This window comes from Synechococcus sp. R55.8, assembly GCF_047461895.1.
Taxonomy (GTDB): domain Bacteria; phylum Cyanobacteriota; class Cyanobacteriia; order Thermostichales; family Thermostichaceae; genus Thermostichus.
This window is the reverse complement of the sequence record NZ_JANSIB010000008.1, coordinates 1-16375: the sequence shown is the minus strand read 5'-3', so window position 1 is coordinate 16375 and position 16375 is coordinate 1. Positions and strand designations below refer to the sequence as shown.

The 16375-nt window shown below is 58.8% G+C and carries 21 protein-coding genes and 1 pseudogene; 12 read left to right on the top strand and 10 right to left on the bottom strand.

Going from position 1 to position 16375, the window contains the following annotated elements:
- The 5 genes and pseudogenes from NW829_RS01625 to thrC all read right to left on the bottom strand — a co-directional run.
- A pseudogene (locus NW829_RS01625) lies at positions 1 to 327 on the bottom strand (hypothetical protein); the annotation flags it as partial.
- Between the two features lie 16 nt (positions 328 to 343).
- Positions 344 to 922, bottom strand: coding sequence for a DNA-3-methyladenine glycosylase (locus tag NW829_RS01620; protein WP_011434357.1), 579 nt, complete (start codon positions 920 to 922; stop codon positions 344 to 346).
- A gap of 26 nt (positions 923 to 948) precedes the next feature.
- Positions 949 to 1224 (bottom strand): ubiquitin-like small modifier protein 1, encoded by a 276-nt coding sequence (locus NW829_RS01615; protein ID WP_011434358.1) that lies wholly within the window; start codon positions 1222 to 1224, stop codon positions 949 to 951.
- Between the two features lie 36 nt (positions 1225 to 1260).
- On the bottom strand, positions 1261 to 1782 hold the full coding sequence (locus NW829_RS01610; RefSeq protein WP_011434359.1) for a fasciclin domain-containing protein: 522 nt from the start codon (positions 1780 to 1782) through the stop codon (positions 1261 to 1263).
- A 104-nt stretch (positions 1783 to 1886) separates the two neighbouring features.
- Positions 1887 to 3227 carry a threonine synthase gene (gene thrC, locus NW829_RS01605; RefSeq protein ID WP_414416293.1) on the bottom strand — a complete coding sequence of 447 codons (1341 nt, stop codon included), beginning with the start codon at positions 3225 to 3227 and terminating at the stop codon, positions 1887 to 1889.
- A 497-nt stretch (positions 3228 to 3724) separates the two neighbouring features.
- Here thrC and mnmG point away from each other — a divergent pair, with 497 nt between their 5' ends.
- Positions 3725 to 5656 (top strand): tRNA uridine-5-carboxymethylaminomethyl(34) synthesis enzyme MnmG, encoded by a 1932-nt coding sequence (gene mnmG / locus NW829_RS01600; protein ID WP_414416292.1) that lies wholly within the window; start codon positions 3725 to 3727, stop codon positions 5654 to 5656.
- On the opposite strand, the gene tsaD is transcribed toward mnmG, so the two are convergent.
- Positions 5620 to 6714, bottom strand: coding sequence for a tRNA (adenosine(37)-N6)-threonylcarbamoyltransferase complex transferase subunit TsaD (gene tsaD / locus NW829_RS01595; RefSeq protein ID WP_414416291.1), 1095 nt, complete (start codon positions 6712 to 6714; stop codon positions 5620 to 5622). The genes mnmG and tsaD overlap by 37 nt on opposite strands.
- A 205-nt stretch (positions 6715 to 6919) precedes the next feature.
- Here tsaD and NW829_RS01590 point away from each other — a divergent pair, with 205 nt between their 5' ends.
- From NW829_RS01590 to NW829_RS01580, 3 genes are all read left to right on the top strand, one after another.
- Complete coding sequence (locus tag NW829_RS01590) at positions 6920 to 7465, top strand: Photosystem I reaction center subunit III (RefSeq protein ID WP_414342216.1); 546 nt, start codon at positions 6920 to 6922, stop codon at positions 7463 to 7465.
- A 52-nt stretch (positions 7466 to 7517) separates the two neighbouring features.
- Positions 7518 to 7637, top strand: a complete 120-nt coding sequence (locus tag NW829_RS01585; RefSeq protein ID WP_011434365.1) for a photosystem I reaction center subunit IX — start codon at positions 7518 to 7520, stop codon at positions 7635 to 7637.
- 100 nt (positions 7638 to 7737) lie between these two features.
- On the top strand, positions 7738 to 8226 hold the full coding sequence (locus NW829_RS01580) for a photosystem I reaction center protein subunit XI (protein WP_414332284.1): 489 nt from the start codon (positions 7738 to 7740) through the stop codon (positions 8224 to 8226).
- A 6-nt stretch (positions 8227 to 8232) separates the two neighbouring features.
- Here NW829_RS01580 and NW829_RS01575 read toward each other — a convergent pair whose 3' ends face one another.
- Complete coding sequence (locus NW829_RS01575; RefSeq protein ID WP_041436874.1) at positions 8233 to 8433, bottom strand: hypothetical protein; 201 nt, start codon at positions 8431 to 8433, stop codon at positions 8233 to 8235.
- Between the two features lie 208 nt (positions 8434 to 8641).
- Between NW829_RS01575 and NW829_RS01570 the strand changes: the two genes are divergently transcribed.
- The 7 genes from NW829_RS01570 (at position 8642) to NW829_RS01540 (ending at position 12975) form a co-directional block, all read left to right on the top strand.
- Positions 8642 to 9073, top strand: a complete 432-nt coding sequence (locus NW829_RS01570; RefSeq protein ID WP_011434368.1) for a ribonuclease III domain-containing protein — start codon at positions 8642 to 8644, stop codon at positions 9071 to 9073.
- Positions 9074 to 9106: 33 nt separating this feature from the next.
- Positions 9107 to 10243, top strand: a complete 1137-nt coding sequence (gene rlmB / locus NW829_RS01565) for a 23S rRNA (guanosine(2251)-2'-O)-methyltransferase RlmB (protein WP_414400106.1) — start codon at positions 9107 to 9109, stop codon at positions 10241 to 10243.
- A gap of 22 nt (positions 10244 to 10265) precedes the next feature.
- Positions 10266 to 10523 (top strand): DUF1816 domain-containing protein, encoded by a 258-nt coding sequence (locus tag NW829_RS01560; RefSeq protein WP_414416290.1) that lies wholly within the window; start codon positions 10266 to 10268, stop codon positions 10521 to 10523.
- Complete coding sequence (locus tag NW829_RS01555) at positions 10523 to 10840, top strand: 2Fe-2S iron-sulfur cluster-binding protein (protein WP_414416289.1); 318 nt, start codon at positions 10523 to 10525, stop codon at positions 10838 to 10840. Before NW829_RS01560 ends, NW829_RS01555 begins: the two co-directional genes overlap by 1 nt.
- A 295-nt stretch (positions 10841 to 11135) precedes the next feature.
- A complete protein-coding gene (locus NW829_RS01550; protein ID WP_414332282.1) occupies positions 11136 to 11342 on the top strand; it encodes a hypothetical protein in 207 nt (68 codons plus the stop codon).
- Between the two features lie 173 nt (positions 11343 to 11515).
- On the top strand, positions 11516 to 12382 hold the full coding sequence (gene thiD, locus NW829_RS01545) for a bifunctional hydroxymethylpyrimidine kinase/phosphomethylpyrimidine kinase (protein WP_414357609.1): 867 nt from the start codon (positions 11516 to 11518) through the stop codon (positions 12380 to 12382).
- A 26-nt stretch (positions 12383 to 12408) separates the two neighbouring features.
- On the top strand, positions 12409 to 12975 hold the full coding sequence (locus tag NW829_RS01540) for a GDYXXLXY domain-containing protein (RefSeq protein WP_414416288.1): 567 nt from the start codon (positions 12409 to 12411) through the stop codon (positions 12973 to 12975).
- Between the two features lie 226 nt (positions 12976 to 13201).
- Here NW829_RS01540 and NW829_RS01535 read toward each other — a convergent pair whose 3' ends face one another.
- From NW829_RS01535 to NW829_RS01525, 3 genes are all read right to left on the bottom strand, one after another.
- The gene (locus tag NW829_RS01535; protein ID WP_414416287.1) at positions 13202 to 13897 is read right to left on the bottom strand and encodes an alpha/beta hydrolase; all 696 of its coding nucleotides are present in this window, start codon (positions 13895 to 13897) and stop codon (positions 13202 to 13204) included.
- Positions 13898 to 13936: 39 nt separating this feature from the next.
- On the bottom strand, positions 13937 to 14950 hold the full coding sequence (gene hemF, locus NW829_RS01530) for an oxygen-dependent coproporphyrinogen oxidase (RefSeq protein ID WP_414349961.1): 1014 nt from the start codon (positions 14948 to 14950) through the stop codon (positions 13937 to 13939).
- Between the two features lie 146 nt (positions 14951 to 15096).
- Positions 15097 to 15339 carry a Ycf34 family protein gene (locus NW829_RS01525; RefSeq protein ID WP_011434378.1) on the bottom strand — a complete coding sequence of 81 codons (243 nt, stop codon included), beginning with the start codon at positions 15337 to 15339 and terminating at the stop codon, positions 15097 to 15099.
- Between the two features lie 214 nt (positions 15340 to 15553).
- On the opposite strand from NW829_RS01525, the gene NW829_RS01520 reads away from it, so the two are divergent.
- Positions 15554 to 15850 (top strand): hypothetical protein, encoded by a 297-nt coding sequence (locus NW829_RS01520; protein ID WP_011434379.1) that lies wholly within the window; start codon positions 15554 to 15556, stop codon positions 15848 to 15850.
- Positions 15851 to 16375: the final 525 nt, after the last annotated feature.

Sequence of the window (16375 nt, the reverse complement as noted above, 5' to 3'; positions counted from 1 at the left end):
ATCGCGTAAGCGGGACGGAGTCCTTAGCGCCACCTCAGGCTCTTCAAGGCTGACTTCTTGCCGCAAACCCTCTGGATCCAAGACCAATTGCCCTCGGGCGTTCAGGCGGATCCCTTGGGTTGACCAGTGCTGAAACCCCTGAGCTTCTCCTGCCCGCCAGCGCTGAAACCCGGTGCGATAGGTGGAGTGGGTCTGGGCTTGCATCGTCAAGAGTCCTAGAGAAGTTGGGACAGGCTGGGCCAACGCGGGCAACCCGAGCAAGAGCAGCACAACCCCGCTGACCAGCCCAGGCAGCCCCTGCCGATAGCCACTGCCTTCTGCGAGCATTGTCCGCCTGCCCCCACTAATAGCGCGACACCGCCGGATGTCCACCAATGTACCAGCGCCAGGGGATCTCGGCTCCTTGGGTGATGCCGATGCGGGTGGTTTGGACGATGGACAACTGCGTTTGCCAAGAGGGGGATCCCTCCAGCCAAATGCCTTCCTGGCCGGCTTCCGCCCGCTCTAGCCGCCAGCCGTTGTGGGATCCGTCGATGCGCAGTGCTTGACAGAGCAGGCCCGGCCCCGCCGCCGCCCGTGCTGGCTGATTCTGTTTGTTGGCCGGGATCCAGTCTGGCAGGCGATCCAACTGAGCTGCCCGGATCAGAACCGCCGCCGGGATCCCTTCTGGCTCGGTAACGATATTTAGACAGTGGTAGAGGCCGTAGATGCGATAGATGTAGAGATGCCCTGGCGGGCCAAACATGACCTGGTTGCGTTGGGTCTTGCGGCGGTAGGCATGGCAGGCCGGATCCCCAGCCGTGTAGGCCTCCGTCTCTACGATCTGGGCCCGCACCTGCAGCCCATCGGCAAATTGCCGCACCAGAACCATGCCCAGCAAGGCAGGTGCCACCAGCGGGGCCGGCTGGCTCAACCACTCCACAGCGTCCACGGCAGGCTTGGCAGCCCTCAGCCCCCAGCAACGGCAGGGACGATGCTCACCTCATCCCCATCTTGCAGAGGGGTGTCACATCCCTTGAGGAAGCGAATGTCTTCGCTGTTCACATAAAAGTTGACGAAGCGGCGCAATTCCCCCTTCTCATCGCACAGCCGCGCCTTAATCCCCGGACAGCGTTGTTCCAAAGCATCCAACAATTCGCGGATGGTGGATCCCTCGCAATTCACCACCCCCTGATCCTGGGTGAGCGCCCGCAGCGTGTTGGGAATCAGCACCTTGACTGCCATAGCCCAATGCCTCGTCCATTAACCAACATCAAAAAACTAGGGTAGCAGCACCCCATCGATGCCGTGAATCACGCCGTTGGAAACTGGAATATCCGCCAGGTTCACGTTAGCCCCGTTGACCCGGATGCTGCCATCGGATCCCACCTGCACCTGCAGCGGCAGCCCTGCCAAGGTGGTCAGAGTGGTCGATTGGCCGGGCCGCAGGTCAAACGAGGTAATCCGCCCCGGCACCACATGATACGTGAGAATGCGGGTGAGCTGAGCCCGGCTGGCCGGCTGCAACAGCGTCTCCACCGTACCCGGCGGCAGTTGCCCAAAGGCCACATCGGAAGGGGCAAAGACCGTGAACGGCCCCGGCCCTGCCAACGCCGTATTCAGGCCCGTCGCCCGCAAAGCTGCCGCCAGCGTCGAGTAGCTGCTGGGCAAAGTTTCCAGCTCAACGGCAATGGTGTTTAGCCCTTGAGGCTGGGCCGCAGGAGCAAAGACAAGTGGGGCCACTACAGCCGCCAACGGGATCCAACGGCGAACAAGGCGTTGAACAGAAGGAAAGATAGGCATTGTGCAAAGCTCCTGAGCCAATAGGTCTACGCCAGGGATCTTAACAGTTCTTCATTAAGATTCTGTTAAGAGGCAATGGAGAGGGTCTTCCCTGCAAACCGAGTTCATACTGATGCCTCCTGCCAGTCCAGCCGCTCCAGGGTGCGGGCCCGCTCCAAAGCCTGTTCAAAGCTCTCCAGCCTGGGCGAGATCACCAGCGGATGGCCTACGTGGGCTTGAACCGCCTCCTGGGTCTTCAGACCGTTGCCGGTAATGTAGGCTACTGTAACCGCCTCGGGATCAAGTTGGCCGGACTCTGCTAGGCGTTTGAGCACGGCAATGGTGGTGCCGCCGGCGGTTTCGGTGAAGATGCCTTCGGTCTCGGCCAAAAGCTTGATGCCGGCAACAATCTCCGGATCGGCAGCCGTCTCGATCTGGCCGCCGGTTCTGCGGGCGATCTCCAGGGCGTAGATCCCGTCGGCAGGGTTGCCGATGGCGATGGACTTGGCGATGGTATTGGGCTTAACCGGAGTGACAAAATCCCGTCCCTCGCGGAAGGCTTGGGCAATGGGCGAACATCCCTGCGCCTGGGCGCCGTGGAAGGTGACCGGCTTATCCGCCACCAGCCCCACCTTCACAAACTCCTGGAAGCCTTTGTAAACCTTGGTGTACAGGGATCCCGAGGCCAGCGGGATCACTACCTGATCCGGCAGTTGCCAGCCCAGTTGCTCCACCACCTCGTAGGCCAGGGTTTTGGAGCCTTCCGAGTAGTAGGGGCGCAGGTTGATATTGACGAAGCCCCAGCCGTAGCGATCCGCCACCTCGGCGCAGAGGCGATTCACCTGGTCGTAGTTGCCCTCTACAGCCATAACGGTGGGGTTGTAAATCAGGGATCCCAGCACTTTGCCCGCTTCTAAGTCCGCCGGGATGAAGATGGTGCAGTCCAGGCCGGCGTGGGCGGCAATAGCAGCGGTGGAGTTGGCCAGATTGCCCGTGCTGGCGCAGGAAACGGTGGTAAAACCCAGCTCCTTGGCGCGGGTCAGCGCCACCGACACCACCCGATCCTTGAAGCTAAGGGTGGGCATGTTGACGGCATCGTTCTTGATGTAAAGATTTTTTAACCCCAGCCGCCGACCCAGCCGCTCCGCCTTAACCAGCGGGGTCATGCCGGTGCCCACATCGATGGGCTTTTCAGAAGTCACCGGCAGAAAAGGCCGATAGCGCCAGATAGACAGCGGCCCAGCTTGGATGCTCTGCCGGCTGACGCTGTGCTTCAGCCAGTCGTAGTCATAAACCACTTCCAGGGGGCCGAAACACAGCTCACAAACATGCTTGGCGACCGGCTCATACTCGGCGCCACACTCCCGACAGCGCAAACGGCTGAAGCCCACCTTGGAGCTGTGCAAGGCAGAGGCCAACGGGGAATCGGCAGGGCTGAGCGGGCGTTCGGAAAGAGTTTGGGACATGGGCAGCCTCAAGGTGAAGGAAAGGGTGGGCGCTGGATTGAACTTACCTATCGTTGGGGGGAATCTTATCACCCGCAATCTGCCGCGTCAACTAAACCCGACTAAAATAGTCTGGATTAGATCCGGTTGAGGATAATGGAATCGGTGCTTGGCTCTCTCAGGCGGGCTGTCTGGTGTTTGTATGAGCCGCAACATCCCTTGGGCGACTCTGCCCTTTCCTCTGGGATCCCCTGCTATCGGCAGCCTTGGGGGAGCTGATCCCAGCGCCCTGAGGTCTCTTCAACTCTTCAATCAGGTGACTTAGGCTGGGAACTGAGCCTCTACCCAACTTTATTTCCCAGGGCAACAGAAAACTTTCCCTACTGCTCTGCCTGCCTCAGGCCGGTCGCAAATAACCCTATCCGTTGCCGCCATCGCTAAGCTGGATAAGCGAGCTGAAATAACCTGAAAATTAAAAGACCGGGGATCCCGGCTATTCATTTTGGAATTGCCACCCTATGCTCAGAGTTGGACGGGACAGCATTGATTTTCTCGATCACTACGATGTGGTGGTGGTCGGCGGGGGGCACTCCGGCTGCGAGGCAGCGTTGGCAGCAGCGCGGCTGGGCTGTAACACCCTCATGCTGACGTTGAATCTGGACAAGATCGCCTGGCAACCCTGTAACCCTGCCGTCGGCGGCCCGGCCAAATCGCAGCTGGTGCACGAAATCGATGCTCTCGGCGGCGAGATGGGCAAAGTTACCGACCGCACCTATTTGCAAAAGCGGGTGCTCAACCGTTCGCGGGGGCCGGCGGTGTGGGCGCTGCGGGCGCAAACCGACAAAAGGGAATATGCGCGGGTGATGCGCTCGGTGGTGGAAAACCAGCCTAACCTGACGATTCGCGAGGGCACTGTCACCGATTTGGTGTTGGGGCGCAACGACGAGGTGGTGGGCGTGGTCACCCATTTCGGCACCATCTTCGGCTGTCGGGCGGTGATCCTGACCACCGGTACGTTTTTGGGGGGGCGCATCTGGATTGGTCGCCACTGGCAAGCTGCCGGACGGGCAGGGGAATTTGCCGTGGAAGGGCTGACCGACACCCTGCGCCAACTGGGCTTTGAAACGGGCCGGCTGAAAACCGGCACCCCTGCCCGCGTGGATCGGCGCAGCGTGGATTTTTCGGTCATGGAGCGGCAACCGGGGGATCCCGATGTGCGCTGGTTTAGCTTCGACCCCGAGGTGTGGGTGCCAAGGGAGCAGATGGATTGCTACTTGACCCGCACCACCCCAGAGACCCACCGCATCATCCGGGAAAATCTCCACGAAACCCCTGTCTATGGCGGCTGGGTGGAGGCCAAAGGGCCCCGCTATTGCCCCAGCATCGAAGATAAAATTGTCCGCTTTTCCGACAAGGAAAGCCATCAGATTTTTATCGAACCGGAAGGGCGGGATCTGCCGGAGCTCTACATCCAGGGGTTCTCCACCGGCATGCCGGAGAAAATCCAGATCCAGATGTTGCGCTCCCTGCCGGGTCTGGAAAAGTGTGTCATGCTGCGCCCCGCCTATGCGGTGGAATACGACTATCTGCCGGCCACCCAGCTCTACCCCACTCTGATGACCAAAAAGGTGCAGGGGTTGTTTTGCGCCGGCCAGATCAACGGCACCACCGGCTACGAAGAGGCGGCAGCTCAGGGGCTCATAGCCGGGATCAACGCCGCCCGCCTGGTTCAAGGCAAGCCCCTGGTCACCCTGCCGCGGGAGTCCAGCTACATCGGCACCCTCATCGACGATCTCTGCACCAAAGAACTGCGGGAGCCCTACCGCATGCTCACCAGCCGCTCCGAATACCGCCTCATCCTGCGCTCCGACAATGCCGACCAACGGCTCACCCCCCTGGGGCGAGAATGGGGCTTGATCGATGACCGGCGCTGGGCCCTGTTCCAAGCCAAGCAAGCGCGCATTGCCGCAGAAATCGAGCGCCTGGAAACGCAGCGGGTGAAGGCCCACGACCTGGCCGGCATCCAACTGAGCCAACTGACGGGGCAGGGGATCAAGGGATCCGCCACCCTGGCCGAGATCTTGCGCCGCAACCAGATTCACTACTCCGATCTCCTGGAACTGGGGCTGGGGGATGCGGAGCTGGATCCCTTTGAGCAGGAAGCAGCGGAAATTGCCGTCAAATACAGCGGCTACATCCAGCGGCAGCAAAGCCAAATTGAGCAGGTGAGCAAGCAGTACCACCGCCCTCTGCCCCCCGATCTGGACTACCACTCCATCCCCACCCTCTCCAAAGAGTCGCGGGATAAGCTCTCGGCGGTGCGCCCGCTAACCGTGGGCCAGGCGGCCCGCATCGGCGGTGTCAACCCCGCCGACATCAACGCGCTGCTCATCTACCTTGAGGTGAGGCAACGTCAGAGGGCGGCGGATCCCGTCTGTTCTTCTCTGTGAGCTCCGCCCCCATCCATGTAGAGGGAAGGGATCCCTTCTAGGGGCATGCGCGAGGCTACCCCCAGCTCCAGCGGCGAGACCTCCCCCCGCAGCCAGTGGCAGAGCCCAGCTGCCCCAATCATGGCGGCATTGTCGGTGCAGAGGGCTAGAGGCGGGATCACCACCCGCAACCCCCTTTGCCGGGCTGCTTCTGTGAGGCGGGCCCTCAGCTCCCGATTGGCAGCCACCCCTCCCGTCAGCAGCAGCGTCGAGAGGCCCAGCGCCTCGGCGCAGGCCACTGCCTTTTCGGTGAGCACATGGGTCAGACAGGCCTGGAAGCTGGCGGCAATGTCGGCAATGGGCAACTCCTGGCCTTGCTGCTGCAACTGCTGGACTAGGCGCAACACCGCCGTTTTCAGGCCGCTGAAGCTTGTGTCGTAGGGATGCTCCACTTTGCCCTCGGGCAGGGGAAAGCGCTGCGGATCCCCCTGCTGAGCCCAGCGGTCAATCTGCGGTCCCCCCGGATAGCCCAGCCCCAGCAGCCGCGCCACTTTGTCAAACGCTTCGCCGGCAGCATCGTCGCGGGTGCGACCCACCGTCTGGTACTGTCCGTAGTCCTTCATCCAAATCAGGCTGGTATGGCCTCCCGATACCAAAAGGCAGAGGCAGGGGGGGCGCAGATCGGGCTCTGCCAAGAAGCCGCTGAAGAGATGGCCCTCCAGATGATGCACCCCGATCAGGGGCTTGTCGTAAAGCAAAGCCAGGGTCTTGGCCCCCATCAGCCCCACCAGCAGGGATCCCACCAGGCCCGGCGCACAAGTTACGGCAATGGCATCTACCTCGGCCACCTCCAATCCGGCCTGCTGCAGAGCAGCCTCTAGCACAAAGGGCAGAGTTTCCACATGCTGCCGTGAGGCCACCTCCGGCACCACGCCCCCGTAGGCCGCATGGAGGTCGATTTGGCTGGCCACCACCGAGCTGAGCTGCCGCGGGGCAAACCCCGGCCAGGCCACATCCGCCGTCACCACAGCCACAGCCGTTTCGTCACAACTGGTTTCGATGGCAAGGGCGCAGGGCATGGGAGAGCAGGCTGGGCAAAAGGGATAGGAGAGCTTTGGGATACTTGAGATACTTGAATTAAGAATTGTGTGAGCTAAAACCCGGGATCCGTCGGGGCGAGGCGCTCAGGAGTATGATACTAACCGTTTGGTGCCTGTTGCTGCACTTAGCATCCCTTAGCATTTGGACAGATCTTAGACCCCTACCTCAAGGACACATCCTGCTATGCGAACCTTTTTAAGCCTTCTTTTGGCCCTTTGCATTGCGCTTGGCCTCGCCCAATCTGTGCAGGCAGAGCCCTTGATCGGTCTGAAACCTTGCAGCGAAGTTCCCGCTTTTCAGGCTCTGATGAACGAACGCCTGAGCAGCCTAGAGGAGAAGATCCTCAACGCCAGCCCTGCTATGGCTCCCGTCTACCAGCAAAAGCTGGCCCAAACCAGCAAGCGCTTTGAGCGCTACAGCAAGCTGCTCTGCGGCGAAGAGGGCCTGCCCCACCTGGTTACAGATGGTCGGTTGAACCATGCGGGCGAGTTTCTCATCCCTGGCCTGCTTTTCCTCTATATCGCCGGTTGGCTGGGCTGGGCCGGGCGTTCTTACCTCATCGCGGTTCGGGATGAGGATAGCCCCGAGATGAAAGAAAGCCTGATCGATGTACCGCTGGCGCTGCGGTGCTTCCTCACGGCTTTGGCTTGGCCTGCTGCTGCTTTTAAGGAAATTGCCAGCGGCGAAATTCGAGAGCCGGAAGCGGCTGTGCCCATCTCCCCCCGCTGAGGAGCTGAGCCCGGCTTTCTAACTCGATTTATTTAACTTTTGAGAGGCGTCTATGGCTGATTTCACCAAGTTTCTCACCACTGCTCCGGTGGCGTTTATCCTGTTTTCCAGCTTTGTTTTTGCCCTGTTCATCGAGATCAATCGCTTCTTCCCCGACATTTTGACGTTCTGAGTGTAGGCCAGGGATCCCCAGCGCAACCTACGCCCGGTGGGATCCCTGCTTTTTTAGGCTTTTTTCCATCCTCTCTTGAACCGGACACAGAGTTGCTGAAATGGTCGAACCCAATGCCGATCCTGCTCCGTTGAATAGGTTGAACATGAATAAGGGATACGTCACCGTCCCTGAGGGAGATCCGCAAATTGGGGATCTCTGGACGCCGATCAACCACGCGCCTGTTGTCCGGCTGTTGATCGACTGGCTGCCCATCAACCGACCGGGATTGAGTTCCATTTGGCGGGGCTTGGAAATCGGTATGGCCCACGGCTATTGGCTGGTCGGCCCCTTTGCCAAGCTGGGGCCGCTGCGCAACGAGCCCATCGGTCTGCTGAGCGGCTTTTTGGGAGCCTGTGGCCTGATCTTGATTCTGACGGCGGCCCTTTCTCTCTACGGCACTGTCACTTCGCAGCGCAACATAGGGCCGGTAGGGGGATCCCAATCTTGGAGCGAATTGGCTGCCGGCTTTTTGGTAGGGGGTATGGGGGGGGCGGTCGTCGCCTACCTGCTTTTGCTGAATGCAGATCTCCTTGTCCCCGCATCTTAACTGGAGCTATTGGCCATCCGTTGGATCATCCACAACGTCTTTAATCGCTTCTCGAGCATCCTCGACTCCAGGGTGGGTGGCTGCCTTTGTTTGCTCGGCCTTACCTTCCAGCCTTTCACGCTGATCGCTGGCCAGCTCACCCACAATTTCTTGGATTTTGCTCTCCAGATTCTTGGCAGTAACTCCAACTGGCTTTTCAAGGCTCATAACATCAGCCCCTTAACCGGCTTTGCCCTGTCTACTCGATAGCACCTTTTCTCTCTGGGCCTCGTGATCCAAATCACCTGCAAGGGGGGAAAGAGCGCGAGTCAGGCTAGCAGACCAGAGGAAGCTTGTCTTAGCATGGACTGAATCCTGCAATGAGCCGATGACAGCGGTTCTAGACATTTTTTCTGCCTATCTTTCGTGAGCTGCTGTGAACGATCTGCTGTTCGAGCCCACTTCCGAAAGGCCCTCCTTGGCCGAGATTCGCCGCCTATCGCCCGCAGCCTTGGCCTACTTGGGAGACGCCATTTACGAACTGCATGTGCGGCGGCAACGGCTATTTCCTCCGGATCGACTGGAGCGCTATCATCAGCAGGTGGTGAGGCGGGTGCGCGGCTCGGCTCAGGCTAAGCTGCTGTTGGCCCTGTTGCCCCATCTCAACCCCGAAGAGCAGGAAATTGTCCGCTGGGGTCGCAATGGCTGCGGTCGCCCACCCCGGCATCTGCCTCTGGCCGATTACCAAAACGCCAGCGGCCTGGAAACAGTTCTGGGCTATCTCTACCTGGCCAATCCCGAACGGCTGCGCCATATCCTCGCCCTCACTGATGTTTTGGCTGAGACCCTAGGCGAGTGGGAAGGTTAGGATAGTCTTTCCGTCTTTCCATCTTCCACGCCCATGCCCAAGACTTCTCAGCGCAAACCTGCTTCACGGCTGTCTCGCTCGGGCAAACTGCAGCCGCGAAGGGCAGGGCAATCCGTTAGCAAGCGGGTACAGCGGCCCAAACGCCGAGACGGGGATCCCAAGCTTGCCCTTCGAGAGGCTCCAGTGAAGCCCATCCGTCGCGACGCGCAACGGCAGTGGCCCCAAGGCAAGATGGCTCCTCAACCAGTAGGCGAGCTGGATCCCGGCCTCTCCACTGGCGAGACAGGGATCTTGCCAGGGGAAGTTCAGCCTCAGGCCGACGGGAATCCGGAGACCGAGCTGGAGCAAGAGATCATCTACGGTCGCCAGACAGTACTGGCTGCTTTGAAAAGTCAAGCCACCCTCAATCGGGTTTGGATCTTGCCGAAGTTGCGCTACAGCCCCCAATTTTTGTCTCTGTTGGAAGAAGCCAAAGCGCGGGGCACCGTTATCGACGAAGTGTCTCCAAAGCGGCTGAACGCCCTCACGGCTGGCGCCAACCACCAGGGTATCGCTGCCCAAGCCACGCCTTATCAGTACGTGGCCCTGGAGGATTTGGTGGAAAGAAGCCGGCAGGCCAGCCCCAATCCAGTGCTGGTAGTCCTAGACGGGATCCAGGATCCCCATAACTTGGGAGCCATTGCCCGTAGTGTGGAGGCTTTTGGCATGCAGGGGATGGTGATCCCACAACGGCGGGCAGCAGGGGTAACCTCGACGGTGATGAAGGTAGCGGCGGGAGCCCTCTCCACCTTGCCGGTGGCGCGGGTGGTGAATTTGAATCGGGCTTTGGAATACCTCAAAGAGCAGGGGTTTTGGGTTTATGGCACCACCAGCCGAGGGACTGACCTCATCTATAGAGCCGATTTTCAACGGCCCATTGCCTTGGTGGTGGGATCCGAGGGGGAAGGGATTAGCCTGCTCACACAGCGCCATTGTGACCAACTGCTGTCCATTCCCTTGGCAGGCCGTACTGAAAGCTTGAATGCTTCTGTGGCCGCCGGCATTGCCCTCTACGAAATCCACCGGCAGCGCTCTCCCCACCACCTCAAACGCCCTGAGGTTGATACATTCCTCAACAAATCGTCAATAAAAGTAGTAGAATCTAGGGGATTGCAAAAGGACATCCAATGATTGCTAGACTTGATAATGGGGGATGGATCCCGTGAGCAACCTTTTGGCCAATCTGTTGGATAAGCTGCGCGGCCTATCGGTCTGGATCGAGATCACCACCGAGGACTGTACCTACTACTACGGCCCCTTCTCCGATGAAGCCGAGGCAGAGCAGCTCAAAGGCCACTACATCGCCGACCTGCAAAAGGAAGGAGCCAAAAAGATCCAGGCTCTGGTGAAGAAAATGCGCCAGCCACAGTCTCTGACGGTGACCCGTACTCCGTCGGGAGCCCGTTCCTGATGTCTGCTACGGCTTATCAAGTAACCCTTCATCACCGCGGCCAAACCTACCGCTTCCCCGCCTCTGCGGATCAGACGCTTCTACAAGCTGCTCTTGAACACGGGATAGAGCTACCTTCCTCTTGTCAGGCGGGGGTTTGCACCACCTGTGCGGGGCGGCTGAAGTCGGGATCTGTGACTCAGACAGAGGCAATGGGGATTGGCCCAGAACTGCAGGCCCAAGGGTTTGTGCTGCTGTGTGTAGCCTATGCTACCTCCGATTTGGAGGTGGAGACCGATCAAGAGGAAGAGGTTTACCGTTTGCAGTTTGGCTCCTAACCGTGCCGGATTTCTGTTCAGGTCTACTTGTTAGTAGGTGTTGTAGTCATTTCGATTCAAACTAGGACACTGTACCCACAACTAAAACCTTGGTCGCGTCTTCGCGTCAGCGTTGCGGAGCAATAGCGTTGCGGAGCAATAATGCAGGGGCCCAAAAGGTTTTTCTCAGTAGCCCGGCTGTCTCAGCCTAATCTGAAAATACTACATTAGTTTATATTGTATATTGTTGGATTCTTAGTGTTAGAAGTTATCGAAAGTAAGTCTGTTTCCTTGGCGAGATCAGTTCTCGACTCCTGTGAAGTTGCATTTGTTGCACCTATCTCTGCCGTTGAGCTCGCCTCTCTCTGCCCCGCAACTGGAGCAATCCCTCTGTCAGCAAGTTGACCGGGAGCTGGGCCAGCCGGCTCGGCTTCTGCGCTGGAGCTTGACGGCGGTGGAGGGGGATAGAGCCTGGGTTGAGGTGGTCGCCACCACTGATGAGGGCTACTCGGATTTAGACTAGGACAACTCACTCTTAGTCAGCTTCTTGACAGACGTCTGCAAGAGTTTTCCCAATACCCCAGTGGTCTCAGACCAATCGAGAACCAACAGTTTCATTGCTACGTTAAAGAGATGGTTCATATTGATTGATGGAAATGGCTATCGGTACCCTTGCCCATTTTTGTCGTTTGGCCAATGTCTGTCTCTGCATCTGAACCAACTCCGGCTCCACTGCTGGCCGAGCAGCACCCCCCTGTCGCCCTCACCATCGCTGGATCCGACAGTGGTGGGGGAGCAGGGATCCAAGCGGATCTGCGCACCTTTGCTTTCCAACGGGTACACGGTACCTCTGCCCTGACCTGCGTGACCGCCCAGAATACCCTTGGGGTGAGCCGGGTGGATGCGCTGCCCCCCGAAGCCGTAGCCGCCCAAATCGAGGCTGTGGTGCAGGACATCGGGGTGCAAGGGATCAAGACGGGCATGTTGCTGAATGCCGAGATCGTGCTGGAGGTAGCCCGTCAGGTGGAGCGCTGGGCGTTGCGGCCTCTGGTGGTGGATCCGGTGATGGTGTCCCGCACGGGAGCAAAGTTGCTGGCAGATGAAGCCATTCAGGCCATCCGCGAGCGGCTGATCCCCTTGGCCCAGGTGCTGACCCCCAATCGCTATGAGGCGCAAATTTTAACGGGGCTGCAGCTGCAGTCCCTGGCGGATATGCAAACGGCGGCTCAGCAGATTCGCACCCTGGGCTGTGGAGCGGTGTTGGTCAAAGGTGGGGGTATGCCGGGGGAACTGCAGGGGGTGGATGTGTGGTTCGATGGCGAGCGACTGGAAGTGCTGAAAACAGAGCGGATCCCCACCCGCCACACCCACGGCACCGGCTGCACCCTCTCGGCGGCCATTGCGGCGCAGATGGCCTGGGGCAGGGATCCCTTGGCGGCCACAGTGGCGGCCAAAGCCTATGTAACAGAAGCGCTGCGACATCCTTTGGCCATCGGGTCAGGGCAGGGGCCAGTGGGGCACTTCTACCCGCTTCTGTCCGGGATTGGCAAACCTGTGCCATAAGAGAGAGGTCACTCTCTCTGGCTGCTATGGCTAGCCCGTCGAATCTTTCTCAGAAGGGATCCCTGCCCAAATGGCGGTTTTGGCTACCCCTCCTGCTGCAACTGGGTATCGTTCTGCTGATACCGTCTCGGCAAGCGCTGACTCTTGCTGTCGGAACCACGATCTACCTGCAAACGGCCCCCGTGGATCCCTATGACCTTTTGCGGGGCCGGTACGTGACCTTGGGCTACGTCGTCGCTCGACGCTCCACCCTAGAGCAACTGCCGGGTTGGTTACCTGATTTGGAGACGCCAGGGATCCTTTATCTGCGCTTAGCTCCCCCCGAAGGGGATCCCACTCAACCTTGGCGAGCAATCGGTGTCAGCCGGGAGATGCCCAAAGATTTGCAGCCTGAAGAGAAAGTGCTGCGAGGCTGGTTTGACGGGCAGCAGCTCAAGTTGGGAATCGAAGAATTTTTTATTCCCGAAGCAGCTGGAGATGCCTTGGAAGAAGATATTCGGCGTTACCCTGAAGCCACGCGGGCAGAAGTGAAAGTGGATCCCTGGGGCAAGGCAGCATTGGTCGGCCTCTGGGTAGGGGAGCATCGGTACTAAGTGCTCATTCTGCCCGGCTTTAACGCTTTAACAATTAATCACCATATTCTGACATCCGAACCCGAAGGAGAGCCGGAAAACTGAATGGGGCAGGGATCCCTATCACTTGCCCCTCGAAACCCTGAAGATGGCGAGAACCGGAGCTGTGCCATTGAGGAGCTTGCTAAGTGCTGCACAGCCTTGCTCAACACCTGAATTAGGGTCATCCCAATTGGGTCAAACTTCTTCAGGTTTTCACTTCCGAATCTCTCCTATCCAACAGGTTTTGCAACCACACCTGAATATCCCGCAGGCTCTCCGGGGAAACTTCATGGCCCATCTCGTACTCGCGATAGGTAAAGTTCAGTGGCAGCGGGGCAAAATAATCCCGGATCTGACGGCCAAAAGCAATCGGCAAAACAGCATCGGCAGTGCCATGAACTGCCAAGATGGCCAGGTGTTTCATCCGCTCCGGCTCCACCGCCTCGGCCAGGATCTCTGGAGATAGGCGCCCACTCATTGCCACCACCCCCGCCAGCTTCTCCGGCTGGGTCAGAGCCAAGTACAGGCTCATGATCGCCCCCTGGCTGAACCCCAGCAAATACACCTGGCTGGGATCCAAGGCAATATCCGGGATCCCACTGGGCAGCGTCTGTTCTAGAAAGCGGCTCAGGAGCTGGAGGCTATTGCGCGCTTGCTGGGGATCCCCCACCAGCCCTTCCGGTGTCCAGGCCATTTCAAACCAGGCAAACCCGCCTCCACTCCAAGGAATAGGGGCTCTCAAGCTGATCACCGCCAACCGAGGATCGAGATAGGGGGCCAACTGGAACAAATCCCCCTCGTGGCTGCCGATCCCGTGCAGCATTACCAACGCAGGCGCGGGTCCTAAGCCGCCCTGTCGGGGGGGCTGAACGCGGTAGGTGAGGGGGAAAGGAGAAAACACGCCACGGATCCTCAGAAGCAGAGACGGGGTATGGCCGGCCTACGCCCAATCCTGGGGCTGGCGGAGCACCTGGTAGAGCTTAGCTTCCCACGTGTCCGGCTGGGGCTCGTAGCCATATTCCCAGCGCACCAATGGCGGCAAAGACATCAAGATCGACTCGGTGCGGCCCTGGGTCTGGAGTCCAAAGATCGTGCCGCGGTCATAGACCAAGTTGAACTCCACGTAGCGCCCGCGACGATAGAGCTGGAATTGCCGTTCTCTCTCCCCCCATTCCATCCCCTGCCGCCGCTCCACAATCGGCACATAGGCCGGCAAGAAGGCGTCGCCACAGGTTTGCACCAACTGGAAAAGATGTTCCCAACTGCGGGATCCCACCCGCACCTGTAACGATGGTGGCTCAGAAGCCAGTTGTTCGGGATCCCCTTCCGCCTGGCCTTCAGGCCGATAGAGCAGCCCAGGGCGTTCATCCTGATAGTCGAAGAAAATGCCGCCAACGCCGCGCGCCTCGCCGCGATGAGGTAGGAAAAAGTAGCGATCGCACCAGATCTTGAAAACTGGGTAGTAGACGGGATCCAAGCGGTCACAGGCTGCCTTGAGGGTGCGGTGAAAATGGGCCGCATCCTCCTCAAACAGGTAATAGGGGGTGAGATCCATCCCGCCCCCAAACCACCAAACCGGCCCCGCCTCGAAATAGCGATAGTTCAGGTGTACCGTCGGCACATAGGGGTTGCGAGGATGCAACACCATAGAGGTGCCTGTGGCGTAGAAAGGATGCCCTGCCGCTTCTGGACGCTGTTTCAGAATCGAAGGGGGCAGATGGGATCCGAACACCTCGGAAAAATTGACTCCCCCCTGCTCAAACACGTCTCCCTGCTGAATGACCCGCGAGCGCCCGCCCCCTCCTCCAGGGCGTTCCCAACGGTCTTCCCGAAACTTGGCTTTTCCGTCTAGGGCCTCCAGACGGGCACAGATGTCATCTTGTAGGCGCTGCATGAATTGGCTCACCTGTTGACGGGCATCCACTGGCAGCGCTGTAGGGCTTGAGGCCAGCATCATAGTCTTCCAATCTCTCGAAACTCGACAAAAACCTCTCCAGCCCCCATCAAACCTCTCAGACTGGGAGAGCCGAACTGCCAAACTGAAGAGTTCTAACCTGGCCGGGCAAGAAACTCCCTGGAAATCCAGGCCGCTCTTGGATCTTACGTGGGAACCGCCTCATAGGGACGAAGTCGCGCCCATTTGTTCCGTTCCTCGCGAAAGCTCTGGCAGCCCACCACATCCCATTCCATCTCGGTGCCCCCATTGCGGATATTGACATTGATCTGGGGGCCCTGCGGCTCAAAATCCGGCGTCAGTGTGAGATGAGGTTGCTGATGCTGCGCTTCCACGGCATGGTAGGTGGTACAGCGATCCACGTAGTAGCAGTGAATACAAATACACATGGCTGCTGCCTGCAAGAAACGGTTCCCAATCTTGAGGGTAGCATCCTGCCTCCTTCCAGACGGCGGATCCCCTCTTTCTCAGCCGATTCTTGAGATATTTCTTAGCAAAGAGAGGCATCTCCTCGTCTCTCGTCTAAAATCTCGACATATTTCTCAGGATGGGGCTTGATCTGTCCTTAGGATCGAACCATCCAGGCTATCCAGAGGAACTGCCATGAACACCCACACCCGCTACCGCTTCACCTGCACCCTCTCCTTTGGAGATATCTACGGCCAGATCATCGTTTGGCTGATTGTCATCTTTGCCAGCTTGGCCGCTGCCCTCTCCCTGATGAATAGCCCCCTCTACGCTTTTCTCACCATTGCTCTGATTTTGGTGATTTCTCTGCCTTTCCTGCTCTTCGCCTTCGTGACCACCCTGCTCAATCACATCGAGTTTGCCGTTGTCCCTCCTGAGGAAGAGGAAAATCGCGCTGCTGCTGCCGCTAAGTCGCCCGTGGCCGTCAGTTAGAAACAACTGGCAGTCGGTTGGCGCTTGTCGGATGGATCCCTTGCCCCAAAGACACCTGTGCTGAGTTAAAAAAACCTTGGCTCTCTTGGTCTAGCGCTTGAGTTGGCCCCTGCAAGGCGAGCAAGCGGGTAGCCTTTTATTGGCATTTTACTGGCAATTGTTTTACCAAAGAATTGGGTCTAAAGCCCTGCCGTTCACGGCAGCTTTTGTGCTGTACTCTAGACCAGTAGTAGAGTAGTCAACCACTTAAAAAACTCGGTAGTCCGGCGACTACGCAAGCAACCTAAATAGGTTTTGCCCTTTCTCTTCAACGGTACTTAGGGCAGAAGGGAACTGCCCCGCTTGGGGAGATGGGCACCGCTGTCGTAAAGGGGCAACCCGATACGGCAAGTGCTGTCTTGGAACCAAGAGCCAGAATCCTCTGCCTTTGGGCAGGGGAGTATGGTGACATCCTCCCGGCGCTCGTCCTGTGGACAGAGCGCGGGCCACCCTTCCCGTCAGCAGGACGGAGTCCTTACCTCGCGG

What these genes read in the sequence shown, in the direction of transcription:
- NW829_RS01615 (WP_011434358.1), bottom strand. Translation starts at nt 1,224, where the DNA reads ATGGCAGTCAAGGTGCTGATTCCCAACACGCTGCGGGCGCTCACCCAG.
- NW829_RS01610 (WP_011434359.1), bottom strand. Translation starts at nt 1,782, where the DNA reads ATGCCTATCTTTCCTTCTGTTCAACGCCTTGTTCGCCGTTGGATCCCG.
- thrC (WP_414416293.1), bottom strand. Translation starts at nt 3,227, where the DNA reads ATGTCCCAAACTCTTTCCGAACGCCCGCTCAGCCCTGCCGATTCCCCG.
- mnmG (WP_414416292.1), top strand. Translation starts at nt 3,725, where the DNA reads ATGCTCAGAGTTGGACGGGACAGCATTGATTTTCTCGATCACTACGAT.
- tsaD (WP_414416291.1), bottom strand. Translation starts at nt 6,714, where the DNA reads ATGCCCTGCGCCCTTGCCATCGAAACCAGTTGTGACGAAACGGCTGTG.
- NW829_RS01590 (WP_414342216.1), top strand. Translation starts at nt 6,920, where the DNA reads ATGCGAACCTTTTTAAGCCTTCTTTTGGCCCTTTGCATTGCGCTTGGC.
- NW829_RS01585 (WP_011434365.1), top strand. Translation starts at nt 7,518, where the DNA reads ATGGCTGATTTCACCAAGTTTCTCACCACTGCTCCGGTGGCGTTTATC.
- NW829_RS01580 (WP_414332284.1), top strand. Translation starts at nt 7,738, where the DNA reads ATGGTCGAACCCAATGCCGATCCTGCTCCGTTGAATAGGTTGAACATG.
- NW829_RS01575 (WP_041436874.1), bottom strand. Translation starts at nt 8,433, where the DNA reads ATGAGCCTTGAAAAGCCAGTTGGAGTTACTGCCAAGAATCTGGAGAGC.
- rlmB (WP_414400106.1), top strand. Translation starts at nt 9,107, where the DNA reads ATGCCCAAGACTTCTCAGCGCAAACCTGCTTCACGGCTGTCTCGCTCG.
- NW829_RS01560 (WP_414416290.1), top strand. Translation starts at nt 10,266, where the DNA reads ATGGATCCCGTGAGCAACCTTTTGGCCAATCTGTTGGATAAGCTGCGC.
- NW829_RS01555 (WP_414416289.1), top strand. Translation starts at nt 10,523, where the DNA reads ATGTCTGCTACGGCTTATCAAGTAACCCTTCATCACCGCGGCCAAACC.
- thiD (WP_414357609.1), top strand. Translation starts at nt 11,516, where the DNA reads ATGTCTGTCTCTGCATCTGAACCAACTCCGGCTCCACTGCTGGCCGAG.
- NW829_RS01540 (WP_414416288.1), top strand. Translation starts at nt 12,409, where the DNA reads ATGGCTAGCCCGTCGAATCTTTCTCAGAAGGGATCCCTGCCCAAATGG.
- hemF (WP_414349961.1), bottom strand. Translation starts at nt 14,950, where the DNA reads ATGCTGGCCTCAAGCCCTACAGCGCTGCCAGTGGATGCCCGTCAACAG.
- NW829_RS01525 (WP_011434378.1), bottom strand. Translation starts at nt 15,339, where the DNA reads ATGTGTATTTGTATTCACTGCTACTACGTGGATCGCTGTACCACCTAC.
- NW829_RS01520 (WP_011434379.1), top strand. Translation starts at nt 15,554, where the DNA reads ATGAACACCCACACCCGCTACCGCTTCACCTGCACCCTCTCCTTTGGA.